The sequence below is a fragment of the Rhodococcus sp. NCIMB 12038 genome, from assembly GCF_002165735.1.
In the GTDB taxonomy this organism is placed as follows: Bacteria; Actinomycetota; Actinomycetes; order Mycobacteriales; family Mycobacteriaceae; genus Rhodococcus_F.
Genome location: NZ_NHML01000001.1, coordinates 302,708 through 326,341, shown reverse-complemented (window position 1 = coordinate 326,341; position 23,634 = coordinate 302,708). Strand labels below are relative to the sequence as shown.

The window sequence follows — 23,634 nt, the reverse complement described above, 5'->3', positions numbered from 1 at the left end:
TCCCCTCGGTGCAAATCGAGCTGTCGCCCCGGCTGCGCAAACGCGTAGGCGGGTTCCGCGCCTCCTGGCGGGCGGGAGCGCCACCCGCGATCGGTACCCCTGGTGTCGGTGTGGGGATAGTCTGGGATCACTGTCCGCCTGCGACGGGATGACTCGAGCCGGCCACCGGTGTCGCGCCGACCGGGATGGGGCGTGCGATGGCCGAATTCGATCCGCTTGCCACCCAGCGTGACGACGCCGGGGACGTAACGGCAGAGCTGGAGGCCGCCGGATTCACCGACCTCGAAGAGATCGGCCGCGGTGGGTTCGGCGTCGTCTACCGATGCCGTCAGCCGCATTTGGACCGCACGGTCGCGGTCAAGGTACTTGCCGCGGACCCGGACCCGGAGGATCTGGAGCGGTTCCTGCGCGAGCAGCGGGCGATGGGCCGGCTGTCCGGGCACCCCCACATCGTCACTGTTCTGGAAGCGGGCACCACGCCGACGGGCCGACCGTACCTCGTGATGCCGTATCACCGGTACGGCTCGCTCGATGCCACGATCCGCCGCACCGGCCCCCTGAACTGGGCCGATACGTTGAATATGGGGATCGCGTTGGCCGGGGCGCTCGAAGCGGCCCACCGGGCCGGGGTCGTGCACCGCGACGTGAAACCGGCGAACGTCCTGCTGACCGAATACGGCGACGCGCAGTTGGCCGATTTCGGGATCGCCCGAATTCCGGGGGGCTTCGAGACCGGTACCGGTGTGATCACCGGTTCGCCCGCGTTCACCGCCCCCGAGGTCCTCGCCGGGCAGAGCCCCACCCCCGCGTCGGACGTCTACAGCCTGGGCGCGAGTTTGTTCTGCGCGTTGACCGGGCACGCGGCGTTCGAACGCCGCAGCGGCGAACAGCTCGTCGCCCACTTCGTGCGGATCACCAGCGAGCCGGTGCCGGACTTGCGGGATTCGGCCGTTCCCGATGCGGTGACGGCGGTGATCGGACACGCCATGGCCGCAGAACCCACGGCGCGGCCACGCACGGCGGCGGAGTTCGGGGACGAGCTGCGCGACGCTCGGACCCGGGCGGGAGCGCGTGCGGACGAGGACACGACGCTCCGCGGTCCCGCAGAGGTGTACGCGGGCTCGCCGAAATCGGTGTCCGTGCCGGCCGAGCCTCTCGCCGGCACGCAACGGACGCGGCTTGCGCCGCCGACTCCGGCGACGAAGTTCCGGCCACCCACAGCACCGAAGGCCCTGGTGCCGCGGGCACGGCTGCTCGAGGCCTTGCGGGCCGCGAGGCGGCGTCGGCTGGTGCTCATCCATGCACCCGCCGGATACGGCAAGTCCACCCTCGCGGCCCAGTGGCGCGAGGTGCTCGTCGAGGGAGGCACGGTAGTGGCGTGGCTCTCCGTCGACAACGACGACAACAACCTCGTGTGGTTTCTCGCGCATCTGATCGAGGCGATCCGGCGTGTGCAGCCCACTCTGGGTCACGATCTCGGTCAGGTGCTCGAGGACCGCGGCGACGACGCGGACCGCTACGTACTGACCTCACTGGTCGACGAGGTGCACGACCGGGGACTGCCGGTGGCGGTGGTGATCGACGACTGGCACCGGGTCACCGATTCCGCGACCCTCGCCGCCCTGGGCTACCTGCTCGACAACGGCTGCCACCACCTCCAGCTCATCGTCACCAGCCGGACGCGATCCGGACTGCCGCTCGGTCGAATGAAGGTTCGCGACGAACTCGTCGAGGTCACTGCCGCGGACCTGCGGTTCGACCTCGACGAATCCACCCGATTTCTCGTGGACGTGAACGGTCTAGCACTGGAAGCCACCGAGCTCGCGGCGCTGACCCGATCCACCGACGGATGGGTTGCCGCTCTTCAACTCGCGTCCCTGTCGCTCCGCGGCAGATCCGGAGCAGGAGAATTGATCGCGCACCTGTCCGGTCGACATCATGCCATCGGTGAGTTCCTGGCCGAGAATGTGCTGAATGCACTCGAACCCGAACTGCTCGACTTCCTGATGGCCACTTCGGTTCCGGAACGAATCTGCGGCGAGCTCGCGGGGATCCTTGCCGACACGACTCGCGGGCAGGCGCTGCTCGAGGAGGTCGTAGAGCGGGATCTGTTCCTGCGCAGCCTCGACGACGACGGGGACTGGTTCCGCTATCACCACCTGTTCGCCGAGTTTCTCCGACGCCGGCTCGAGCGCGACGCACCCGAGCGGCTCGTCCGGTTGCACCGGAAAGCGTCGGACTGGTTCGCCGGCCACAACGCGCTCGGTGAGTCGGTCGATCATGCACTGGCCGCCGGCGACGACGACCGTGCCGTGGACCTGATCGAATCGCGCGCGATGCCCTTGATCGAAAGCTCGAAGATGGGCACGGTCCTCGCACTGGTCGCGAAACTGCCCGCCTCGCTCGCACAGAACCGGGCCCGGCTCCAGTTGATCGTGGCATGGGCCAACGTCCTGCTGCATCGCCTCGAGCCGATGCAGGTAGCCCTGGCGCGGGTCGAGGCCGCCCTCGACGAGCACACCGTGACCGAGGCGCAGGCGATCGATCTGCGGGTGGAGGCAGCGGTCATCGCGGACGTCGGTCGGTGTCACGCCGACGTCATCGAGGAGACCGTCGACCAGGTCCGTGAATGCCTCGAACGACCGGACACCCTGCCGCCCTTCGTCGTCGCCGCCGCGGCCGACGTCACCTCGTTTGCAGAGATCTGCAGCTTCGAGTTCGCCGCCGCCCGTCGCCGGCAGGCCTGGGCGCGGCGCTATCACGAGCAGACCCGCGGCCCGCATTTCGGGATGATCGGGTACTGTTTCGCCGGCATCGCCGACAACGAACTTCTCGACGTCACCGCCGCCGAGGGCCACTTCCGGGCCGCCTGGGACCTCGCCGTTGCCTCGGTCGGAGTCCACTCGTATGCGGCACAGCTGTCCGGTGCGTTGCTCGGTGACCTGCTGTATCAGCAGGGCAGGATCGAAGAGGCCGAGCAACTGCTGGATGCCAGTTACCGACTCGGCGCCGAGGGCGGAGTCGTCGATTTCATGCTCGCCAGTTACGGCACCGGAGCCCGGATCAAGGCCTTGCACGGGGACATGCCCGCGGCTGTGCAGCGGTTGGACGAGGGCGCCGACACCGCCCGGAAGTTGTCACTGCCGCGACTCGCCGCGCGGATCGACAACGAGCGGATTCGCTGCGGATTGGAACCGGGCACCGAATTCCGCACTCGCACCGAGCGATCGACGGCACAACACCGACCCGCCGACCTCGGCACACGGACAACCGAACTCGACGAAGACTCCCAGATCCGGCTGCTCCTGACCGCACACGCCGACGACCAAGCCTGTGCGCGTGCGGAAGCGGTGGTCCGGGCACTTGAAACAACGCGGCGACCGCGGGCCCTCCTCGAGGCCAGCATGCTGCTCGCCCGGTGCCTCGCTGCCGCGGGACGGGTCACGGACGCGAAACAGGTCCTCGTTCCCGTTGCCGCCGACTGCGCCGAATACGGACTGCCCCGCCTGGTGGCCGACGGCGGCGAACCCGTCACCGGACTCCTCACCGACATCGCCGACGATCAACGCCGCGGCCGCTGGCAGCCCGAATGGCCGTCCATACCGGAGACCTTCCTTGCCCGGACGCTCCCAGCCCAGTGAGTTGGTTACGGAAGAGTGTGCGGGACTGTCGGGATAACGGTTGAACTGGATCTGGCCGACAGTCCCCCAGTGCATGCCACGGCTGGCGACGACACAAGCGTGCACCTCAGCGTCAGTAACAAGCCACCGCGCTGGCGTACCGACTTCTTCGAGTCGGTGGAGGGTATGGACGCCACCGCCGACTTTCAGCGCTCTTTCAGCTGCCACCGCGCATGATGGCGATCATGTCGACCGAGTACCGAGCACCCAACTCTCGAGAGTGGTGCTCGCGGATTGCGGTGCGTCCTGCCAGCTTGTTCCCAGCCGGCAGCCAGGTTGCTGCCGGACAGCGAAAGTAGGTTGATCACCATGACGAAAAGGATCGTCCAGTTCGGCATTCCGGTCTTGTTCGCCGCCGGCCTGCTCGCGGGGTGCGGCTCCAACGACGCTGACACCGCGCAGTCGGCGAGCCCGACAACGTCGGTGGTCGTATCCTCCACCGTGGCCCCGGGCGGCAGTGCCGCGGAGGTCGCTCAGGTCGATCCGAACACGGCAAGCCAGAGTCAGATCCAGGCGGCGTTCGAGGCGGCCGGCGTCAGCAACGCGGGAAAGTGGGCGAAAGAGGTCACAGAGTACGGCCCCTACAGTCCCGACACGATCTCCGACACCCTGACGAAGGAATTGGGCAAATACGGCATCGACGAACAGACGCTGAACACCATTCTCAGCGTTTTGGCCCCCCAATAGGAGCGGAGAGGTGGCCACGCAGGATGAGGTTGCCCCGGACCGCGGCGATGCGCGTCATGCGCGGCTCGTCGCGCGATTCCAGGCGGCACTACTCGCGCTGTCCGCGCTGTCCTGCGTATTCGTCGCGGTCGAACTGGCCTCGTTGAGGCACTGGAAGAGCACCGAGCAGATCGTGCCGTGGATTGTGCTGGGTGTGCTCGTCTGCTCGGTGTTGATCGTCGTGTTCACCCGCTCACGGATCGCCATCGCGCAGGCCCGACTGGTTGCGCTCTGCGCCATCCCCGCGGCTCTGTTCGGCGTGTATGAGCATGTGAGCGCGAATCTCGAGACCGGGATCCTCAACCACCGATACGACTGGGCGCAGCTGTCCGGCTGGGAACATCTCTGGCTGGCGTCGACCGGGGCGGTCGGTGGTACCCCCGCGACCGCTCCGCTGGTGCTCGCGCTGGCGGGGGTGCTGCTGGGTTTGGCGACTGCCGGAATGACACCCTCCGCAGCCCGGGGCAACGTCGCGACGTTCACGGCGGTAGACGAAGACATCAGGTGACAGTGGCTGCGGTCGACTGACGAGCGTCACGGGCGGCGGCCGCGCCGTCAGTCGTACCGTTGGTCCACTGGTTGCGAGGATGTGGTGGAGGAGGTTGCGGTGCGGGTGTTGCTGGTCGAGGACGAAACACGACTGGCCGAGACGGTGCGCCGCGGTCTGACGGCCGACGGATTTACCGTGCAGGTCGAACACGATGGCGTCGCTGGATTGGCGGCCGCGGCAGGTGGCGGTTTCGATGTGGTTGTCCTCGACATCATGTTGCCCGGCAAACACGGGTACGACGTGGTCCGGGAAATGCGCCGGCAGCAGGTGTGGACGCCGGTGCTGATGCTGTCGGCCAAGGACGGCGAATACGACCTCGCCGACGCCTTCGACCTCGGTGCTGACGACTATCTGGTCAAACCGTTCTCGTTCGTGGTGCTGGTGGCGCGGTTGCGGGCGCTGGTGCGGCGCGGTGCGCCGCCGCGGCCGCCGGTCTTGAGTGTCGCCGGGCTCGAGTTGGACCCGGCCATGCGGCGGGTCACCCGCGGTGACACCCGCCTTCAGCTCACTCCGCGCGAGTACAGCGTGCTGGAGTTCCTGATGCGCCACTCCGGGGCGGTCGTCACCAAACACGATATTCTGCAATCTGTTTGGGACTCCAACTACGAGGGTGACGACAACATCGTGGAGGTCTACATCGGCTATCTTCGGCGGAAGATCGATGCGCCGTTCGGCACGACGAGCATCGACACGGTCCGGGGTGTCGGTTATTCGATGCGGTCGGAAGCATAGGGGTCGTCGACGATCGGCAGTGTGACCACGAAGTGTGCACCCCTACCCTTCCGGTCGTCGATGTCGATCGATCCGTGATGGGCAGCGGCGATTTCCGCGGCAATAGCGAGGCCGAGTCCCGAGCCACCGGATGCGCGGGTGCGGGGAGTGTCGAGCCGGACGAACCGTTCGAAGATCCGGGCCCGGTCCGCCGGGGCGATGCCCGGGCCGTCGTCGGTGACCTCCACGACGGCGTTCCCCTCGCACCGTCGACATCCGAGGGTGATGCGGGTATGGGCGTGGCGGACGGCGTTGTCGACGAGGTTGCGGACCAGTCGCGCCAGCTGCTGCGGATCGCCTGCCACCCGCACCGGTTCGACGGTGGCAGTGACCACGACGCCAGGAACACCCCGGAGTCGGGCGCGTTCGGCGAGAATCAGATCGTCGATATCGACGTCGACACGGTTCTGGAACAGGGAGTGTTCGTCGGCGCGCGCGAGCAGGAGGAGATCTTCGAGCAAGGCGTGCATCCGGCGGGCTTCGGGCAGCAACGACTCGTCGACCAGCGCGGTGTCGATCAGGTCGGGGCGGGTGTGGGCGAGTTCGAGCGCGGCGGTGATGGTGGCCAGCGGACTGCGCAGTTCGTGGGAGGCGTCGCTGACGAAGCGCCGCTGGGCGAGGTGCCCGGTCTCGAGCCGCGCGAGCATGCTGTTCATGGTGACGGCGAGATCGGCGATCTCGTCCCGGGCCGCGGGCACGGGCACCCGTTCGTCGAGTTGGTCGGGCGAGATCGCCGACACCCGGGCCCGGATCCGCTCGACGGGGCGCAGGGCCGCGCCGATCAGCCTGTAGGTGGCGACCGCGACGAAACCGATGACGATGGGGGCACCGATCGCGAGGAGCACCGCGACGGTGGCCAGGACACCTTCGACCGGTTCGCGGTCGGCGCCGGTGACGACGGTGACGGGACCGTTCGGGGCGGTGGTGCCATGGGCGGCCACCCAGTAGTCGCGGTCGTGCCCGAAGTGGAGGTTTCCGAGATAGGCGGTGTCGCCGGGTGGGAGTGGGGAGGCGAGGACGGGTGACGTCGGAATGCCGGCCGAGGCTGCGACTACGTTTCCCCGGTGGTCGAGGATTTGGATGGCCCCGACTTGGCCGTCGGTGGCCAGCAGCGATGAGTCGAGTTCCTGGGGTGTCTGGGTGTGGAGTTGCTCGATGATCTGGCGGGCTCGTGAGTCGGCGGCGTCGCGGGCGGAGTGTTCGAGCGTGCGGTAGAGCACGAGCAGGAGTGCCCCGCCGGCGAGGGCCAGGCACAGGGTGACGACGAGGACCGCGGCCGCGGTGGACCGCACCCGCACGTTCCAGTTTCCGGGGTGCAGGCTGCGGCGGTCCATGATGTTCAGTGTGACCGACACCGCCACCGCTGCCCTGGCGTCGGTGCGGTGCCGCAGGTCATGCGATGCCTTCGGCGAGGATGGCGCGCAGCACGGGGAGGAATCCGGCGACGGTGTCGTGGTCGAAAAGATCGGCCGCGTACACCAGTTCGCCGCTGATGCCGGCCGGGTCGCCAGTTGCGTTGTGATGGTCGGTGAAATGGAAATGCAGATCGCATTTGGCGATGTCGAGCGGTTGCGGTGCGATCGCGAATTCGAGGCCGTCGCAGTCGAGTGTGGCGGCGGTGAAGTTGTTCAGGGACAACGCCACCTGGAAGAACGGGTGCAGCGACTCCGACCGGGGCGGGTCGAGCACGTCGACGAGACGCTCGAATTGGACATCGGCGTGCGCAAACGCGTTGAGCTCGGTCGTACGCGACTGGTCGAGAAGCTCGGCAAGGGTGGTGGTTGGGTCGATCGTCGAACGCAGAACGAGAGTGTTGACGAACATGCCGACGACGTCGTCGAGGTCGGGGTGGCTGCGGCCGGCCGTCGGTGTGCCGATCACGATCGTGGTTTGGGAGGACAGGCGCGCGAGGAGCAGGGCCAGCGCGGAATGCAGCACCGTGAACAGGGTCGCGTGCCGGGCGTGGGCGATGGTCAGCAGTGCTCGGTGCGTGTGTTCGTCGACCTCGAAGCCGATGCGGCCGGCAGCGTACGTCCAGCACCCCGGGCGGGGTCGGTCCACCGGCAGCTTCAGTTCCCCGGATAGCCCTGCCAGTTCTGCTGTCCAGAAGTCGATTTGACGGGCCGCGAGGCTGTCGGGGTCGGTGTCGTCGCCGAGCAGGTCGTGCCGCCAGAGGCTGTAGTGCGCGTACTGCACCGGCAGCGGCGCCCAGTTCGGTGCCGTGCCGGCCGCGCGGGCCGCGTACGCCGTCAGCAGGTCCCGGGCCAGGACCGCCAGCGACCATCCGTCGGCGGCAATGTGGTGGATGACGCAGGCGAGCAGGTGCTCCTCGGGCCCGGTGGTCAGCAGTGCGGCCCGCAGCGGTGGTTCGGTGCGGACGTCGAAGCCACGGTGCAGCAGAGGGCGGATGTGGGCCGAGGCGGCGGGTGCGCTCACGTGTGTCGGCGTGAGGTCCGGGACGGCGTCGGCGACGCCCAGGAGCTGCTGGGAGGGGCCGTCGGCCGAATCGGGGTAGATCGTGCGCAGCGGGTGGTGCCGGTCGAGGACGTCGGTGGTGGCGCGGCGCAGCGCCTCGATGTCGAGGGTGCCGCGGATCGTGACGGTGAAGGGCAGGTTGTACAGGGCGGGACGGGTGGCGGTGCGGTCGAGGAACTGCTGGGCCGGGGCCAGCGGGATCCGCGCGGGCAGCGCCTGTGTTGCGAACTCCTCCAGCGTTGGGAGAGCACTCGACTCCGGGGGTCCGTCGGCGAGACGCTGGGCGAGGGCGGCGACGGTGGGGACCTCGAACAGATCGCGCACACCGAGCCGGGCGCCGAAATCGGTGTTGAGCGCCGCGACCGCCCGGGTGGCGGACAGTGAATCGCCGCCGAGGTCGAAGAAGGACGCTTCCGCGTCCACCACGTCGGTGGACAGGACCCGGGCGAGCACCCTGGCCACCGCCCGTTCTTCCGGTGTGCGTGCGGGTCTCGTCGAGGCGGTGGCGGAGCCGAAATCCGGGGTCGGCAGAGCCGCCCGGTCGAGTTTCTTCGTCGGTGTCAGCGGCACATCGTCAAGGACGGTGATCACGGCGGGCACCATGTAGTCCGGCAGGAGCTGGGCCACCGCCGTCCGCAGACTCGCCGGGGTCACCGTCGACGACGCTCGCAACAGCACATACGAGGCCAGCAGGGCATCCCCCGACCTGTCGTGGACCACGGTCGTCGCGAACTCCACATCGGGATGCTCGCGTAATGCGGTGTCGATCTCGCCGAGTTCGATCCGGAACCCGCGGACCTTCACCTGGTCGTCGCTGCGGCCGAGATACTCGAGAGTCATGTCCGGTGTCCATCGGACCAGATCGCCGGTGCGGAACAGGCGCGAGCCGGGTTTCCCGAACGGATTCGCGACGAACCGGCCGGCGGTCATCCCGGCTCGGCGCACGTACCCGCGGGCCAATCCGGGGGTGTCGAGGTACAGCTCGCCGACCGTCCCGGGCGGGACCGGCCGCAGGCGCCGGTCCAGCACCACCGCGTCGACGCCGCGCATCAGCGCCCCGATCGTCACCGGCCGATCCGGTGCCATCGGGGAGCTGAGGGTGACACTGCACGTGGTTTCGGTCGGCCCGTAGGCGTTGCGCATCGTCCGCCCGCTCGCCCAGCGCGTCACCAACTCCGGAGGGCACGCCTCGCCGCCGACCAGGACCACTTCGACGTCGTCGAGACCTGCGGGGTCCAGCGTCGCCAAGGCCGACGGCGTCGACAGCACATGGGTGACGCGTTCGGTGCGCAGGAGATCGGCCAGTTCGTGGCCGCCGACGACATCCGGTGGGGTCACCACCAGGGTGGCGCCGGCCAGGGCCGCGGCGAGGACTTCGACCACCGCTGTGTCGAAACTCGGCGAGGCGAAATGCAGGATCCGGGAGGCGGCGGACAGGGCGTAGCTGTCGCGGATCTCCTGCGCGAGATTGGCCAGTCCCTGGTGGGTGACGGCGACGCCCTTGGGCGCACCGGTCGACCCGGACGTGTAGATCACGTACGCGGGGTTTCCCGTGTACATCGGGCGCTCCATACGTGGACGCGCGAAGGCGGGGATGTCCAGGTCCACGGTGAGCCATCGCAGGGTGTCCGGGAGGTCGCCGGTACCGGCGGCGGTCAGCCCGATTGCCGGCGCGCAGTCGTCGAGCATGTACTGAATGCGTGCGCGTGGATGCGTCGGATCGATGGGCACAGAAGCCGCGCCGGTGGCCGCGACCGCCCACACGGCGACCACCGACTCGTACGAGCGCGGGACGGCGACCGCGACGAGATCTTCCGGACCGATGCCGGCGCCGAACAGCCTGCCCGCCAACGCGGTCGCATGGTGGTCTAGGTCCCGGTACGAAAAGGATCGCTCACCGTCACGGACCGCGACATGGTCACCGCAGTCACCGACAGAGGTGGTGAGCAACTGTGCGAGGGTCGCCGGTTCGACGTCGACCGGGCCGCACGCCGGTGTCAGGACCTCGCGTTCACCGGGCAGGAAAATCTCGAGGTCCGCCACCGCGCAGCCCTGGCCGATCTCGGCCACGAACATCTGCAGAAACTGGGTGAACCGGCGGTGGTGAGTGCTCAGTTCGCGCTCGCTGTAGAGGGCGGGATTGCCTTCGAAGTCGATCCGCGGCATCAACTCCGTGCTGCCCGGGTAGATGTTCACCGCCAGATCCGCGGTCGGACCGGTCGTGAGAACGTGTACGCGACCGGTGACCGAACCGAGGCTGATGTCCGGTTCGAACAGCATCAGATTCAGCACCGGCCCGAACGAGGTGAGCTCGCCGGTCACCGTGCCGCCGTCGCGGCCGATGTCCTCGCGCCGATACCGTTGACGCCGTAGTGCCGCGATCACCGCCGACCGGGCGACGTCGATCGCCACCTCCACCGTGGTGGCCCCGATCCCCGGCAGTGCCAGGGGCACCACATTCGAGACCGAGCCCGCCGCAGCACGCAACAGTCCGGTGGTCCGCGCCGTCACCGGAAGAGACACCACGACGTCGTCGACGTCTCGCATCCGTGCCAGGTACGCGGCGAACGCCGCCACGAGGACTGCGGTGCGGTCGAGCACCGACCGACCCGTGAGTACCGGTGCGCAGGGAACCCGCAGCGGCGGACCGGTGACCCGGACACCCGGACCTGGCAGGGCGGCCCGGTCGGCGAGGCTGACCGCGGGTGGCAGATCTTGGGCGACCCGGGTCCAGTGTTCCCGATCGGTATCGAACCGACGAGACGATCGATAGTCCCGATCCTCGCGTTCGACCTGCTCGGGCCCCACCTCGCGGTGCGGGCCCGGCTCCTCGCCGTCGAGTACTGCGGTGTACCACTGGGCGGTCCGCTGCATCAGCAGCATCGCCGCGTACCCGTCCAATGCGATGTGGTGCGCACGGGAATACCAGAACACACGGTCGTCATCGACCCGCAGCACGCACGAGAAGATCAGCGACTGCCCGTCCATCTCGAGCGGGACCGTGCAGTCCCGGCGCATCCACGCGCGGGCGGACTCGGCGGGGTCGTGCTCGGCGCTGAAGTCCAGAACCCGGACCCGGCCAGCCGGTGAAGGTTCCGCGAATTGATGCGGTAGTCCGTCGACGTCGACCAGGACGACCTCCGCGGCGAGTTCGTCCCTCGCCCGCTCATGCGCCTGCACCAGCGCCTCCACCTGGACGGGACCACTCAGGTCCACATATTGGGCGATGACGTAGGGCACGTCGGGAGTCAGCTGCTGGGCGAACCAGATCGCCCGCTGCGCCGCGGTCAGGGGAACCACGCGGTCGGGCGGACCCGGGAGTGTCATCGGCCGCCTCGGTCTCGCTCGGCGAGCACGCCCGACCACATCTGCCGGGTGCTCATTTGACCGCCCGGAAGACCACGAGCTCCTCGGTGCTCTGCTGTGGCGAGATCACACCGCGTGCAACGAGAAGGCTTCGGCGTTGCTGCAGTACCGGCCCGAACGGGACACGCATGCGGCGTGCTATCTCGACGCGTAAACCGCGTTCCCCCAGCATTGCTCGCGTCTTCTCCACCCCGCTCAGCGTCGATTGCACGACCACCAGCCGCCCCCCGTTCTCGAGTAGGTCCGGGGCATCAGCACAAATTCGGTCCAACAACGCCCGCCCCTCATGTCCGGCGTCCCAGCACCGCGCACGACCCCTTGCCGGCAGCTCGTCGTGCTCGGCAGGAACATACGGTGGGTTCGCTACGATCAAGTCGAATCGCCGATGACGTACTCGGGACACCAGATCGCCCCGAACAACGCGCACACGGTGCCCGCGAACTGCCGTGTTGAGCCAGGTACTGACCAACGCTCGGCGCGAGATATCGACCGCGGTCACATGGCGAACACCGGACTGCGTTGCCCACACACTGACGACCCCGGAACCCGCGCACAGATCCAGAACCCGCGTACCCGGATGCACCCGCTCGACGGCGAGCGATTCCACGAGAATCTGCGAATCATGCTGGGGGCGATAGACACCCGGAAAACGAATGATCATCAACGCCCCCTTCTTCCCAGCCTCTTGTCGGCGCGGCGACCGAACCCTGATCACACGGACGAATTCTGCTGTCACAGTTCTGATCGCCATGTCGGACGGGAGCAGTGCATGGCGCGCGAGACGATCCCGCAGTTGCTGTTCGGTTGTCGATGGTCACTTTGCCAGATCGTCACACACGCAAGCTGAAAGAACACTGAAAGACCAGGTAACTGGCCCTCCCCGCCACCACGGATCCGATCAGTACCGAGACCGGCCGGCGGAGCCGGTGCGAACGACGACGTTGCACGGCAGGAGCAGTCCATCAGCCCTCAGCTGATGTAAGGGTGTCCACCGCCCACGTTGTTCGCACGAAGATTGTGCTGGCCTGTCGCTGCGTTTCCCGTTCGCAGGTCATGGGCGCATTGGCTCGGAGGTTCCCGTGGCACCTGGGTCCGGCCGGGTGATGTACTCGGCTCCGGGACCTGCGGCGGCGGCCGCCTCGCCGTGGGGATGGAATGAACTACTCTTCTCGGTCTCTTCCGCCGATGAGACCGGTAATCAAAGCGACAAGCGCCATGGCGACAAGGACGGCGCCGTAGACGAGTTCGGTCTGCAACAGGCCGAACGGCGCGACCATGCGGCCGGCGATGATCGCCGGAATGCTGAACGACAGGTAGCTGACGACATACAACGCCGCGAACAACTCGGCACGCTGGTGGGGTGCCACCAGTGGGCTGAGGCGTTGGATGCTGCCGGAGAAGGCGGACCCGAAGCCGACACCTGCTACTGCGGTGCCGATGAAGAACGCGGGGGCGGAGCCGAAGCCGATGGCGGTCATTGTGATTGTCACTCCCGCCGTCAGCGCGCCGGCACCGATGAGCGTCGTGGTTCGGCTGTCACGTTTGCGCAGAATGATGGGAGTCAGTGCGCCCACTCCGTTGAGGACGGCGATGGCAACCCCGCTGGCGAGCCCGGTGTGGATGTGCAGAATCTCGGTCATCGTCGATGGGACCAGGGAAAGGTAGAGACCTCCGAGCATCCACACGCTGATGATGGCCGGGACGCTGGCGAGAAAGACCGCGCGGGCGGCGGGTGGAATCGACACTCTGGGGATGAGCGAGGTGAGGGCGCCCGGGCGCGGTGTAGCCGATTCGGGGATGAAGAAGGTCAGCACGCCGGCGACGGCGAAGAACACGGCGAGCGAGATGAAGGTCGACAGCACCGGCGTGTCGGAGAACTGAAGGATCAACCCGGAACTGAGAGCGCCGAGCGCGAGGCCGGCAAGTGGCGAGACGCTGCCCAGCATGACTCCGATGTGCTTCTTGTCCGGCGGCGCCGCCTCGACGATTGCCGCTGTCAGTGCGCCGGTGACGATGCCCGTCGCGAGTCCCTGCACGATTCGCGCGGCGACGATCCAGTGGACGTCATCGGCCGCGACGAACATCGCCATGGCGCCGATCTGGACGAGAATGCCGGTGATGACGACTGGTTTTCGTCCGATGTGGTCGGACACGGCGCCGGCCGTCAACAATGCGACCAGCAACGCGATCGCGTACACGGCGAAGATGATGGTGAGGGTGGACGCGCCCAGGGACCAGCGGTTCTGGAAGACGACGAACAGCGGCGAGGGAGCGCTCGCTGCGAAGAAGAACGCGAGTAGTTCCACGCTCAACAGCGGCAGCGCGAGGATTCCGGTTGTTCGTGCGGTGCGCTTGCGCGTGTGGATGGAGGTGGACATCCCTCTCCTTAAAGCGAAGATATGTGCATTAAGGGTGACGGTAGACCGCGCGCATCCCTTAAAGCAAACTACTGTGCGTTAAAGTAACTTCATGTCGTCCGATTCTGTTCCCGCCCGCCGGACCGGCGGCCGAAGCGCACTGGTCATCGCGGCGGTACGCGACGCCGTCGAGGATCTGATCGCGGAAAGCGGCGCGGACAAGGTCACCGTGCCGGCTGTCGCTGCCCGCGCGGGCGTGAGCCCCTCGAGCATCTACCGACGATGGGGGGACGTCGGAAGCCTCGTGGCCGAGGTCGCCACACTGCGCTTGGACCCCGACCGGCCGCTCCCCGACACCGGGAACATCGGCGACGACTTGCGGGAGTGGGCGCGGGAGTTGTACGGGCACCTCGCCCGCCCGACGAAGGCGTCACTGTTGCGGGCCTCCGCCGTGCTCGCCGACGACGGCGAGACCAACTGTCTGGCATCGCGTCGAGACGAAGCGGAGCGACTCGTCGAGCGTGCGCACGCGCGCGGACAGGTCACTCCCAGCGTGCGGCAGATCATGGACCACCTCGTCGCCCCCATCATCTATCGCATCACCTTCGAACCCGACACCGGCGACACCGGATTTCCGGAAACACTCGTCGCCGAACTCGATCGGATCACAGAAGCGGGCTGATGCGAACGTCCCGTCGGCGATTTCGTGGTGTAGTACCAACCGAATTGGTGCCCGGACAACAGACCGCGCCCACATGATGGCGACGCACCGGCAGCTGCACTATCTCGGAGAGTTCAGGACTCGCGACCGGACGGACCGCGTGGGGTGAGTAACTTGACCGCGACGAGGAGATCCAGGACGTCGTCGAAGCGTCGAAGATCCTTTCCGGTCCGCTCCGCGATTCGGTCCAGTCGGTAGTAGGCGGTGTTGCCGTGGACATACAGTGTCTCGGCTGCTGCCTTAGCGTTAAGGTTGGCCTTTGCGTAGGCCTCCAGGGTGTCGATGTACACGCGATCGGCAGCAAGGTCGTCTTCCACGAAACGCCGGACCGCGGGATCGATGAGACGGCGCGCGGTGTCGTCGCGTTTGGTGATGAGGTATTCGAAACTCGTCAGGTCGTTCAGCGGCTTGACGCCCGGGCGATCGGCCAACGCTTCGCGGGCGGTGACGGCTTCGCAGTAGGCCCGAGGCACGGCATCGAGACCGCGGTGCACCGTGCTGATGCCGATCGTCAGTTCGATGCGCTGTGCGCGCAAGGTGTCGAAGGCATGAGTCAGGCTCTGGGTGACCATGTCGCTGCTGCCGTCATCGGTCGGAAAGATCCCGATGAATTCTCCGTGCCGGAAAGCGATCAGTCCGCGGGTGCGGTCTGCGCCCGTAACGCCCAACGCACGAACGATTGCCTGTCGGCTTCCTCCGTCCGAGACCGCGAGACCGGACGCGACGACGATCGTCGAGCCGAGTTCGAGGCCCGCGGTCCGCAGCGTCGCCTGCCGGGAACCCACGGTGGGAGTTTTGCCGGCAAGCAGGTCGTCGACGAGGTCCCGGGCCGCCCTGGCCGCGTCCGCGAGCAGGAACTGCTGCGCCTCCAGGTACCCTTCTGCGGCGATCGTGCTGCCCGCTTCGATCACGCCCATGATGAATTTGACGGAGTCGGTCGCCGCGGCCTGAAGGTCGGGGTGTTGCCGGGCGATGTCGAGGACGCTCTCCCAGAGAGTCGACTGGCTGATCCGGAACGCCTGGAGGAAGTCGGCGAGCGGAATCGACTGTGTCACCCGGCGCAGGGCGTGGTTTCCGGTGATCCGGAAGTCGTCCCGCGACGGGAATTGGTCCTGCGCCAGGCTGTGCGCGAAGGTGTCGAAGACGTCGCGGCAGTGAGCGGCGACGTCCTCCCGCAAACCGGGATCGGCATTGTCCCGATAACTCGGCACCTGCTCGCAGATCCGGGTCGCGGCGAGCGCGGCGACCTCGTGCACGGTGTCCTGGACGTGCTGTGCGAGTTCGCGCGTGAGGTTCTGTGCGTCGGAGTGCGGTCGGTCGACCACGGGCGTCACCCCTAACGAAGTGCAAAAAACGATGTGCGTCCCGGTACGACACCACCCGCCATACCGGTGTGCCGTTCGGAATTGTGGATACCTCACACGCTAGCCCGGTACGGCGGCACCCGGTCGCATGAGGCTTGGCGCCGGTCAACGTACCCGCGCCGGGACCGCTGCCGGCGCTCAGGGTGCTGGGCTCGGGTAGTGGCCCGCATCGATGCCCGGCCGTTGTCGATCGTTCACAGGGCAGTCTGTGATTCGGGCACTGTGTCCGCCCGGTCAGTCTGCCTATCGTGACGGGGGTGCGTCCTTCGTGCCACTGCACATGAATGCTTGTCGATTCTCGGGGGGTCATGGTTCGCGAACTCGCACAAATCATCCGTTTACACCGGTCTGTCGAGGTAACTCTGCGACAAGAATCGGCGACAGGGCGATCCGAGCGGCGAATAATGTGGCACGAGGCACGCGCCGTGGAATCATTCGACGGGAGCATCCATGAGTCCTACCGAGTCGGAATACGAGTTCGTGATCGTCGGGTCGGGTGCCGGTGGTGGCCCACTCGCGGCCAACCTCGCCGCCGCGGGACATCGGGTGCTCCTGCTCGAGGCTGGTGACGACCACTCCTGCGTCTACTACGAGGCGCCGATCTTCCATGCCCAGGCATCGGAGGACGAAGACATGCGCTGGGACTACTTCGTCCGTCACTATCGAGACGACCACGCGCAGGCCGAAGATCCGAAACATACGCCCGACCGCGCGGGCGTTCTGTACCCGCCGGACATCTGTTTCACCTATTTCGCCGAAGGAACCGACGACGACGGCGGCGAAGACCTGGCCGCGGTCGTCGACGGTGTCGAATTCGCACGCACCCTGAGCGCCCGACTACGCGGATTCGTCACACACGAGGTTCTACCCGGTCCGAACGTCCGCACAAGGGAGGAGATAGGCAACTACATTCGGCAACAGGCGTGGGGCCATCACGCATCCTGCTCATGCAAGATCGGGGCCGACGACGACCCCATGGCTGTTCTGGACGGACGGTTTCGGTACGCGGTGTCGAGGGACTCCGCGTTGTCGACGCATCGGTATTTCCCCGAATCCCCGGCTTCTTCATCGCCGCGGCGGTGTGGATGGTGTCGGAGAAGGCATCCGACACCATTCTGGCCGAGTACTCCGGATAGCCGCGTTGCACGGCCCTCCACACCCACCGCAATCATTTCTGACCTCCGCGAGAGAAGGCGCACAACATGTCAAAATCGAATCGAATCCTGGTAATCGTGACCAACGCAGGGCAATACGAAAAGGTCGGCTACCGCACCGGGTTATGGCTGGGAGAACTGACGCATTTCTACGACTACGTCACCGATCACGGCTATCAGGTGGACATTGTTAGCCCAGCAGGAGGATTCGTCCCCATCGACCCCGAAAGCCTCGCCCACGACGTCCTTGACGAACTCGGAACAGACAAACGGTACCGCGACCGCGAATTCATGAATCTGCTCGACGATACGAAGAAGGTCACCGACATCGATGTCGAGGACTACGCCGCCATCTACTTCACCGGTGGGCACGGTGTCATGTTCGACTTCCGGGGTGATGCATTGGGCGCCGTGACGGCCACGTTCTACGACACCGGCCGCATCGTGTCCGCCGTCTGCCACGGCCCAGCCGGTCTACTCAATGTGCCACTCGGGAACGGGGACCCGCTCGTCAAGGGGAAGAACGTCACCGGCTTCTCATGGCCGGAAGAAGAGGCGGCGCAGCGAGCCGACGCGGTCCCCTTCCGATTGGAAGACGAGCTGAAGAAGTTGGGTGCCCACTACAGCATGGCCGCCAAACCCTTCGAAACCTATGTCGTCGAAGACGGTCGCCTGATCACAGGCCAGAACCCCGGGAGTGCCCGCGCAGTCGCTGAAGCGGTCGTGAAGGCGCTGCAGCCAATCTGACATCTGCCCACGCATCAGCGGCCCGCCGGCCGGGAGCCGCGCCGGACTCCCGGCCGGCAGCCTCACTCAGCCGAGTTGCCGGATGACGGCCTCGCCCACCTTGCGGGCACTGCTCGGATTCTGCCCGGTGATCAGTCGGCCGTCCTCGACGACGAACGGGTCGAAGGGGTTCGGTGCGAGGGTGAACCGAGCTCCGCGGCTGCGCAGTTCGTCTTCCAGACTGAACGGCACCGCGTCGCCCCGCTGTGCAAGTTCCTCCTCCTTCCACGTGAATCCCGTCACCGAGCGGTCCTTCACGAGGTATTCGTCGTCGCCGATCTTGACATTGAGCAACCCGGTCGGACCGTGGCACACCGCGGACACGATCTTCCCCGCCTCGTAGAACTGTGCGATCAGTTCGGCGAGTGTCCGGCTCTGCGGGAAGTCGAACATCACACCGTGTCCGCCGGTCAGGTAGATCGCGTCGAAGTCCGCCGCATCCACCTCGGCCACCGACACGGTCTTGTCGAGAAGATTCATGAAATCGCGATCCGCATACCGGTTTCCGGTTCCGAGATCGTCGAGGAAATCGTGGGACAGACTCTCCGGGTCGATGGGAACGCGTCCGCCCGCAATGCTGGCGATCGTCAGTTCCAGCCCGGCCTCCTCGGCCACATCCCAGAAATGCGTGAGTTCCCCGAGCCACAGACCGGTTCGGTAACCCACCTTCTCGTACTCGCCGGTGCTGGTGACGATGACGAGAACCTTCGAACGAGTTGTCATGTGCTGTCCTATTCGTGTCGTGAGTTGAGTGTTGTCAGGTCAGGTCGTCGCGGGAACCACGGGCAACTCTGCCGAGTAGCGAACGGAATACAACTCGCTCGTCCACGGCGAGTACGCGGAGAACCGCCTCTTCGGCGACGCGCACATCGCGTTCGAGGGCGGCATGGTGAGCGGCTCCGAGGTCCGCCGGGACGATCTTGCGGGCACGACGGTCCGCCGGATCCTGTACTCGCTCGACGAGACCGGCATCTACCAGGGCATCGATCACATAGGTGATGACGGTGCGATCGATTCCGAGGTAATCGGCAAGACCGACCTGGGTAGGCAATTCCTTGCGCAGCACGGTGTGGAGCGAGGGTAGCCCCGTGTGCCATGGGGTAGATCGGCAACAGCCGGTGCCACGAGACCGCTGAAGTGGCGCTGAACTGTGCTGACCGACCAACCCAGATCGCAGTCGACGTCCGCGGCACTACCCGGCAGATTCTGCGGTTGCCCCGATGAATTGACCATGAAACGAACTGTAGGAACAGGCCTTCTGCGTCACCAGTGGATTAGTGACAAACTCGTCTGTGCGTCCACACAAGTGAGAATGAGGGCGCCATCCGACCTGTGACGCACCCCCAAATTGTCCCGTGGATGCTCACAATCTTCGCCGCCGCATCTCGCCACCAGGTGAGAGGACCGTCACAGTAGGGCAATGACTTTCACCGCCACTGCCGCCCCACCCAACCTCCGCGCACAAGCCCGGAAGGCCTCGGTCGCTGCCGCGCTCGCCTCGTCGCTCGAGTGGTACGACTTCTTCATCTACGGCACCGCTGCCGCGCTCGTCTTCAACAAAACGTTCTTCGATACCGGCGACCCGGTCATGTCCGCAGTCAATTCCTTCGCAACTTTCGCCGTCGCGTTCGCTGCCCGGCCATTCGGTGGTGTTATTGCCGGACACTTCGGCGACAAGGTCGGCCGGAAACCGGTGTTGATCACAGCGATAGTCCTGATGGCCGTCGCGACGTTTCTCATCGGATTCACCCCGGACACCCAACTGCTCTGGCTTGCACCGACGTTCCTGATCGTCCTCAGAGTCGCGCAAGGACTGTCTCTCGGCGCCCAATGGGGAGGAGCGATGCTCCTCGCCACCGAGTACGCCCCCGAGAAGCGCCGCGGCTTCTACGGGAGCTTCGCGCAGATCGGGGTGCCGATCGGCGTGCTCACCGGAAATCTGGTCTTCCTGGTGTTGAACGGGACTGTCGGCGAAGACGCCTTCCTGACGTGGGCGTGGCGGATCCCGTTCTGGATCAGCATCGTGATGCTCGGAGTCGGGCTCTACATTCACCGATACCTCGAGGAAACTCCGGCATTCCGCGCCGCCGAGACGTCCCTCGCATCCGCAGCGAAGTCCACCTCACCCGTGCTCCAAGTTGTGAGGAACAACTTCGCCACGATCCTGCAAGCGGCAGGCACGTTCATCGTGGTGAACGCCGTCTTCTACGCCACGATCATCTCGTCTCTGCAGTACGCGAACGTGGTGCTCGAGATTGCGACACCCCAGGTCCTGCTACCCATCCTCGTCGGCGCCGGTGTGCAGGTCGTTCTCATGCCGGTGGCTGCGCTCGCCTCGGACATCTTCGGCAGACTTCGTGTCTACACGATCGGGGTCGTGGCGATCGGACTGTGGTCCGTGCCGATGTGGTGGATCTTCAGCCAAGCGACCCCGCAGAACACTGCGCCGATCTGGGTGTCCGTCGTCGTCGCCTCGGCCTTGATCAGCGTCTGCTACGGCCCACAGGCCGCGCTCTTCGCGGAAATGTTTCCCCCGCACGTGCGGTACTCAGGTGCATCGTTGGGATACCAGATCGCCACGGTCATCGGAGGCCTCACACCCATCGTCATGGTGGCCTTGATCGACGGAGAACGCGGCAACGCGTGGAGATTCGCCGTGTACGTCGTACTCCTCGCGTTGGTGGCGCTCGTCAGCGTCGGACTGATCCATCGCGGTCGCAAAGCTCGGTGTGACGCCACCGGCGAGTCGCCGGCCACCCGCCGGCTCTCTCGGTGACGACAGACCGGTCTGGATTCGGCTCGCCCCGCGTAGGCCACCTACGGCTTCGCGGTCCGCGATCCCTTCACCTGATCAGCCGATACTGAAGGGCTGACCCCAGAGTGTGGCTGTACTGGTGACGTTCTCGGTCTCGACCTCGACGTTGACGTTGACGAAGGCCCGGGCCTGGGCATAGCCGGCGCAACCACTGACACCGAGGGTCGAATCCACCCAGCTCACCGAACCGGACCGGCCTTCGAAATAGTTTCCACCCCAGTGGGACTCGGCTCCGTACGGGTCGGCGTACTCCTGATCGAGAACGTCCACCGGTACCGCCTGCCCGGGACCGAGAGTGACGCCACCACCGGCACCCGCCGCCAGCGGGTTCCCGACCGTTCCCGCCGCCATATCTGCCCACGACATCGACGCCCCGCCCGACGCGTCGACGCCGGCACCGAGGTCGATCTGGCAGGCCAGCACGTACCCCGGGTAGATGTAGGCGGACTGCACCCCGTCGCCCTCGAGGTCGACGGCGGCCCTGCCGGAGACCCAGACGTTGCGGTGCAACGGCGTCGAACCCATCGACGGCGAAATGTTCGCTGTGTCGTCCGTCAGGTTCACCGTCACCACGGTGCGGTCCGCCAACGTCTGCATGGTTGAACCACCGGGCAACGGCACGAACGTGTCCGCGTTCGCCGCACCGACGGAGACGAAGCCCATGGTCGCGGCAGCAGCGGCACCGACCGCGGCCAGACGCACACCGTTCTCACGCCTGCCGATCTGGATCGGGCAGTTCAGTGACCTGTTTCTGGCGATTGCATCCCTCGGTTCGACGCTCGCATTCTTGAACTATGCGTCGCGGCTGGCGCAGAACCTCGCCGGTGACGGTCTGCTGCCCGCGGCCGTGCAGAAGGTCGACTTACGCAGAGGCGTACCGCATATCGCGATCGTCGCCGTAGCGGGTGTCAGCCTGGCGTGGATTCTCGTGTTCTCGATTGCCCGGCGCAACGTCTTCGACATGTACTCGATGACAGCGACGCTGGTCATCTTCCTCTGGGTGCTGCCGTACATCGTGATCATGCTCGCCGCGATAGTGGGCACTGTACGCAAGCGCGAGTTCCGTCCGATCCTGTGGATCGCATCGGGTTTCGGTGCGGTGACGATGGCCTGGGTCCTCGTCGACGGTGTCCGGAACGCGGCGCCGGGCGTCAGCAGCACGATGATCTATGTGATGGCTTTCATCATCGTTGCGTTGATCGGCGTCTTCCGACTCAGTCTGCGACGACATCGCACCGGGCAGCGCCCGGGTGGTTTCGCCTCCGAGGAGATCGGCGATGTCTCACTGGTGGAGCCGGACGGCGTTGCCCGGTGATCCGAATTTTATCGGCAGCGACCCAAGGGCTTTGAACATGCGTCGGTACCGGAGTGCGCAGATCCTCCGGTACCGGCGATAAGTCGGTCCGCTGCTCACCGACCAGCGGCAAGCACTGCCGCGAGGCCGTCCTGCAGGTCCTTGACGAAGTACTCGGGGACCTCCAGCGACGGGAAATGTCCCCCGGTTTCGGGCGACCTCCATCGGACGATCTGCCGGTATCGCTCCTGCGCCCAGGGGCGCGGGCACTTCTCGATGTCGCGGGGATACATGGTGATTGCCGACGGGACGTCGACCCGAAGTTCGGGATCCAGCGAGTTGTGGCTTTCGTAGTAGATGCGAGCCGACGATGCGCCGGTCCGCGTCAGCCAGTACAGGGTGACGTCGTCGAGAATTCTGTCTCTGGAGATGGTCTCGAACGGGCTGCCTTCGGTGTCCGACCACTCGGCGAACTTGTCCAGGATCCAGGCGAGCAGCCCGACCGGTGAGTCGACGAGCGAGTAACCGATGGTCTGCGGCCGGGTCGCCTGCTGCTTCGCGTACGCAGCGCGGTGGCGCCAGAAATCGCGGGTTTCCTCGGTCCACCTGCGCTCGACCGCCGTCAGAATGTCCGTCGTCAACCCGGGTGGTGCCTCCGCGAACAGTGTGTGGATGCCGAGGACGTGCGCCGGGAACCTGCCGCCGAGGACCGTGGTGATGTTGCCTCCCCAATCGCCGCCGTGGGCTACGAACTTGCCGTAGCCGAGCCGTCCCATCAGTTCCACCCATGCGGCCGCGATCTTTTCGGTTCCCCATCCGGTGGTGGCCGGCTTGTCGCTGTAACCGAAGCCCGGTAGCGACGGGACCACGACGTGGAACGCCGGCGCGTCCGCATCTGTCGGATCTGCCAGTTCGTCCACCACATCCACGAACTCGGCAATGCTGCCGGGCCAGCCGTGCGTCAGGATCAGCGGAGTGGCATCGGCGCGCGCGGATCGGCGGTGCAGGAAGTGGATCCCCAGATCGTCAATGATCGTGCGGAACTGGCCGATCCGGTTGAGGCGCTCCTCGAACGACCGCCAGTTGTATCCGGTGCGCCAGTAGTCCACGACCTCGACGAGGTCGGCGAGAGGAACGCCCTGCTCCCATCGGCGAGGGTCCGGCGCGGCGCGATAGACCGTCTCGGCCTCCGGTAGTCGCGCCGCGGCTAATCGCGCGCGCAGATCGTCGAGGTCGGCGTCAGTTGCGTGGGCTTCAAATGCTTGCATGTCGCTGGTCAGGCGGGGCATGAGACCTCCTGGTCACCGTCGAACCGCTCCAGACTAGCCAGGTATGACGGCTTCGGGAACCTATTCAGGAACTGCCGATGAAACCGCGAATGATTTCACTGGTCAGTTCCGATGCGGACGCAGCCCCGGAGATCAGCCCACTGTCAACGACTTCTGGTCACGCCCGGCCTGTTGCACCATATCGACCGTGCGGTCCAGCGACCGGACAATTCGCACCGCCAAAGAAGGCCCGTTCATTCCGTATAGAGGAAACCCCTACGTCGGTCACATCACATTGGCTTGCACT

At 66.2% G+C, this 23,634-nt stretch carries 17 protein-coding genes and 1 pseudogene; 9 read left to right on the top strand and 9 right to left on the bottom strand.

Annotated elements, in window-relative coordinates; genetic code table 11:
- The first annotated feature begins 197 nt into the window (after positions 1 to 197).
- From CA951_RS01395 to CA951_RS01375, 4 genes are all read left to right on the top strand, one after another.
- Positions 198 to 3,641, top strand: coding sequence for a serine/threonine-protein kinase (locus tag CA951_RS01395; protein ID WP_087555331.1), 3,444 nt, complete (start codon positions 198 to 200; stop codon positions 3,639 to 3,641).
- Positions 3,642 to 3,989: 348 nt separating this feature from the next.
- Positions 3,990 to 4,367 (top strand): hypothetical protein, encoded by a 378-nt coding sequence (locus tag CA951_RS01385; protein WP_087555330.1) that lies wholly within the window; start codon positions 3,990 to 3,992, stop codon positions 4,365 to 4,367.
- Positions 4,368 to 4,377: 10 nt separating this feature from the next.
- On the top strand, positions 4,378 to 4,914 hold the full coding sequence (locus tag CA951_RS01380) for a hypothetical protein (RefSeq protein WP_087555127.1): 537 nt from the start codon (positions 4,378 to 4,380) through the stop codon (positions 4,912 to 4,914).
- 99 nt (positions 4,915 to 5,013) lie between these two features.
- Positions 5,014 to 5,688 (top strand): response regulator transcription factor, encoded by a 675-nt coding sequence (locus CA951_RS01375; RefSeq protein WP_087555328.1) that lies wholly within the window; start codon positions 5,014 to 5,016, stop codon positions 5,686 to 5,688.
- Here CA951_RS01375 and CA951_RS01370 read toward each other — a convergent pair.
- The 4 genes from CA951_RS01370 to CA951_RS01355 form a co-directional block, all read right to left on the bottom strand.
- The gene (locus CA951_RS01370; RefSeq protein WP_087555329.1) at positions 5,664 to 7,082 is read right to left on the bottom strand and encodes an ATP-binding protein; all 1,419 of its coding nucleotides are present in this window, start codon (positions 7,080 to 7,082) and stop codon (positions 5,664 to 5,666) included. The two genes, CA951_RS01375 and CA951_RS01370, sit on opposite strands and share 25 nt — an antisense overlap.
- A 37-nt stretch (positions 7,083 to 7,119) precedes the next feature.
- Entirely contained in the window at positions 7,120 to 11,529 is a 4,410-nt protein-coding gene (locus tag CA951_RS01365; protein WP_087555126.1) for a non-ribosomal peptide synthetase, read from the bottom strand.
- Between the two features lie 52 nt (positions 11,530 to 11,581).
- A complete protein-coding gene (locus CA951_RS01360; protein ID WP_087555125.1) occupies positions 11,582 to 12,229 on the bottom strand; it encodes a HemK2/MTQ2 family protein methyltransferase in 648 nt (215 codons plus the stop codon).
- A 499-nt stretch (positions 12,230 to 12,728) separates the two neighbouring features.
- On the bottom strand, positions 12,729 to 13,946 hold the full coding sequence (locus tag CA951_RS01355; protein ID WP_087555124.1) for an MFS transporter: 1,218 nt from the start codon (positions 13,944 to 13,946) through the stop codon (positions 12,729 to 12,731).
- A 91-nt stretch (positions 13,947 to 14,037) separates the two neighbouring features.
- Here CA951_RS01355 and CA951_RS01350 point away from each other — a divergent pair, with 91 nt between their 5' ends.
- Complete coding sequence (locus CA951_RS01350; RefSeq protein WP_087555123.1) at positions 14,038 to 14,607, top strand: TetR/AcrR family transcriptional regulator; 570 nt, start codon at positions 14,038 to 14,040, stop codon at positions 14,605 to 14,607.
- Positions 14,608 to 14,720: 113 nt separating this feature from the next.
- Here CA951_RS01350 and CA951_RS01345 read toward each other — a convergent pair whose 3' ends face one another.
- On the bottom strand, positions 14,721 to 15,971 hold the full coding sequence (locus CA951_RS01345) for a CdaR family transcriptional regulator (RefSeq protein ID WP_087555122.1): 1,251 nt from the start codon (positions 15,969 to 15,971) through the stop codon (positions 14,721 to 14,723).
- Between the two features lie 489 nt (positions 15,972 to 16,460).
- Here CA951_RS01345 and CA951_RS01340 point away from each other — a divergent pair.
- A pseudogene (locus CA951_RS01340) lies at positions 16,461 to 17,146 on the top strand (GMC oxidoreductase).
- A gap of 96 nt (positions 17,147 to 17,242) precedes the next feature.
- On the top strand, positions 17,243 to 17,911 hold the full coding sequence (locus tag CA951_RS01335; protein WP_256973181.1) for a type 1 glutamine amidotransferase domain-containing protein: 669 nt from the start codon (positions 17,243 to 17,245) through the stop codon (positions 17,909 to 17,911).
- A 66-nt stretch (positions 17,912 to 17,977) separates the two neighbouring features.
- On the opposite strand, the gene CA951_RS01330 is transcribed toward CA951_RS01335, so the two are convergent.
- Together CA951_RS01330 and CA951_RS43950 are read right to left on the bottom strand one after the other, a co-directional pair.
- Entirely contained in the window at positions 17,978 to 18,673 is a 696-nt protein-coding gene (locus CA951_RS01330) for a type 1 glutamine amidotransferase domain-containing protein (RefSeq protein ID WP_087555120.1), read from the bottom strand.
- A gap of 34 nt (positions 18,674 to 18,707) precedes the next feature.
- Entirely contained in the window at positions 18,708 to 19,001 is a 294-nt protein-coding gene (locus tag CA951_RS43950) for a MarR family winged helix-turn-helix transcriptional regulator (protein WP_256973180.1), read from the bottom strand.
- A 369-nt stretch (positions 19,002 to 19,370) separates the two neighbouring features.
- On the opposite strand from CA951_RS43950, the gene CA951_RS01320 reads away from it, so the two are divergent.
- Positions 19,371 to 20,726 (top strand): MFS transporter, encoded by a 1,356-nt coding sequence (locus CA951_RS01320; protein WP_087555119.1) that lies wholly within the window; start codon positions 19,371 to 19,373, stop codon positions 20,724 to 20,726.
- 75 nt (positions 20,727 to 20,801) lie between these two features.
- Here the strand turns inward: CA951_RS01320 and CA951_RS01315 are convergent, their stop codons facing one another.
- Positions 20,802 to 21,428, bottom strand: coding sequence for an MspA family porin (locus tag CA951_RS01315; RefSeq protein WP_256973179.1), 627 nt, complete (start codon positions 21,426 to 21,428; stop codon positions 20,802 to 20,804).
- On the opposite strand from CA951_RS01315, the gene CA951_RS43945 reads away from it, so the two are divergent.
- The gene (locus CA951_RS43945; RefSeq protein WP_143542958.1) at positions 21,361 to 22,080 is read left to right on the top strand and encodes an amino acid permease; all 720 of its coding nucleotides are present in this window, start codon (positions 21,361 to 21,363) and stop codon (positions 22,078 to 22,080) included. The genes CA951_RS01315 and CA951_RS43945 overlap by 68 nt on opposite strands.
- A gap of 95 nt (positions 22,081 to 22,175) precedes the next feature.
- Here CA951_RS43945 and CA951_RS01305 read toward each other — a convergent pair whose 3' ends face one another.
- Positions 22,176 to 23,348, bottom strand: coding sequence for an epoxide hydrolase family protein (locus tag CA951_RS01305; protein ID WP_087555116.1), 1,173 nt, complete (start codon positions 23,346 to 23,348; stop codon positions 22,176 to 22,178).
- Positions 23,349 to 23,634 lie beyond the last annotated feature (286 nt).